The sequence below is a fragment of the Bifidobacterium sp. POST2/T3 (B1) genome (assembly GCF_058197115.1).
In genome coordinates this window covers 1-2,012 of sequence record NZ_JBVPQK010000461.1, presented here as the reverse complement: position 1 = coordinate 2,012, position 2,012 = coordinate 1, and the positions used below count along the sequence as shown (strand labels likewise).

Genomic DNA, 2,012 nt, shown 5'->3' with positions numbered 1-2,012 from the left:
GGCCATCCTGTGCCTATTAATACAGAAGGGAAAGCGTGCATGCACATGCAACGAGATAATGAAGGGATAAGGCTCCCCAAGCTTTTAGGCTTGGCGGTCGCCGGAGCGACGCTCCTAGCGGGCATGGTCGTTCTGCCAGCTACCCAAGCTTCAGCCGCTAACGATGATTATGGTTACAAAACTGAAGATGACTTCATACCAGGGGAGATGACCAGTGAGCAGCCTACTCTGACGGTCACCAAGTTCCTCTCTCTATCTGGTGGTCTTAACCCCACCGGTTCTGCTAATGATCTCGATCAGTTGAAGGAAAATCACGATCTGCTGCCCGCCAAGGATATTTTGTTCAATGTCCAGGAAGTGACGCATGCAGATGGCATGAGTTTAGCTGATATTAAGCCGGGCGACTCTAGTACTTATAAAACGCTTGGTACCCAATACGCTGGTGTTACCGATGGCCAAGGCGTCATTAGTACATGGTACGAGGCCGACACAACTGCAGCTAATCTTGGTAAGATTGCCAACGCAAAAGAAAACGGGCAGCCTTCAGAGACATCTAAGGTGAAGGCTTTCCAACCGGCTAAAGATGGTGTAGGGCATTACTACATCATGACGGAGAATACAGATAAATCCTGGGCGTTCGCTAGTAAGAATCCCAATAAACTCGATTCGTCAAAGTACACTCCTGCTGCTCCTTCGTTCTTCGGTCTGCCCTATGCTACACAGGCACTGACTGGTACAAAGCGGACTGGTTATATCTACCATCTGCATCTGTATCCCAAGAATGTGAACAGTACTGTCTTCTCCAAGACTGTGCAAAATGTTTACGATTCTAAGGGTGGAGTCAAGTCTCAGCGTACAGCAGTCGCAGGTGACAAAATTGATTACAAGCTAACTCAAAAGATATATGCAGATAGTGCCCCTGCAACAGGTGATGGAAAGCTTGATGTTACTGAGCTGGCTGGTAATTTCGAAGATATCAAGATTTCTGATCGTATGTCCACTGCTCTGAAAGTGGATGATAATGGCTTCAATGTGGCTGTTCATTATAAGGACGGCACAGGAAACCAGGTAGACACGGTCTTGACGAAAGACACAGACTACAAGCTGGATAATGTTAAGAATCCTGATCGGTTGGTCGGCACAGGCAAGATGTTCACTACAAGCGACAGTAACTCGAATTACTACAATTTCACGTTCTTCAGTACTGCTTTTGCTAAAACTCTGAGAGACAGTGCCAAGGCCGATATTCATGTCGATGTCACCTACAGCGCTACGGTAACTCCAGATGGAGATTCTACTGCAACTAATGGTGTCGCCAATGATGCAGCTTCCGATTACCGCGAAAACAAGGGAGCTCCCACATCTGAGCATACCAACGTCCTCAATGCTGTGTTTGTCTTTGGCTCCATTAAATCTAAGGATAAAGACTACGCCGCACTGCCTGGCACGGTATACAGACTGATTCAGGATCAAGATCATCCGGATTCATACCTTGGTACAGATGGTAAATTCTATACCGAAGCCGCAGCTGAGAAAGCGGGTGTTCAACTCTACAAGGCTACGGCTAATGAACAAGGTGTAGTAGCTTTCGCAGGTCTACCTATTTTTGGCTCCGCAGCCTCCGCACAAGCTGAGGGTTCAGATGTCAAGACGGTACAGGATGTTCACTGGGTCCTCGAAGAAACTTCGACCCCCTCGGGATGGCGTAAGCCCATTTCTCCATTTACTGAGGTAACGTACTCAAATGTGAAAGGTCAGACTGAGGATCAGCTCGCTCAGACCTATGGTACTAATGGTGCTATAGAGCCAGCGTATGGTTCGTTGAACTTCGGTCAATTCAACGTGACTCCTGCCGAGCATAATACAAAGCAGGACCCATTGAAGTACAACAATGTAGATGTTCAAAAGTACCTGATGCATTATGAAGAGGGTGCGGCTGATGCTCCATTGTCGCTGCCTCTAACTGGTGGTCGCGGTATCGTGCTCCTGCTGGTCGTCGGTGCTCTGCTTAT

1 protein-coding gene is annotated in these 2,012 nt (G+C 47.8%); it reads left to right on the top strand.

Going from position 1 to position 2,012, the window contains the following annotated elements:
• Window positions 1-39 precede the first annotated feature (39 nt).
• The coding region (locus AC0AP0_RS12790) for an isopeptide-forming domain-containing protein (protein ID WP_490430761.1) at window positions 40-2,012 on the top strand (1,973 nt) is incomplete at its 3' end.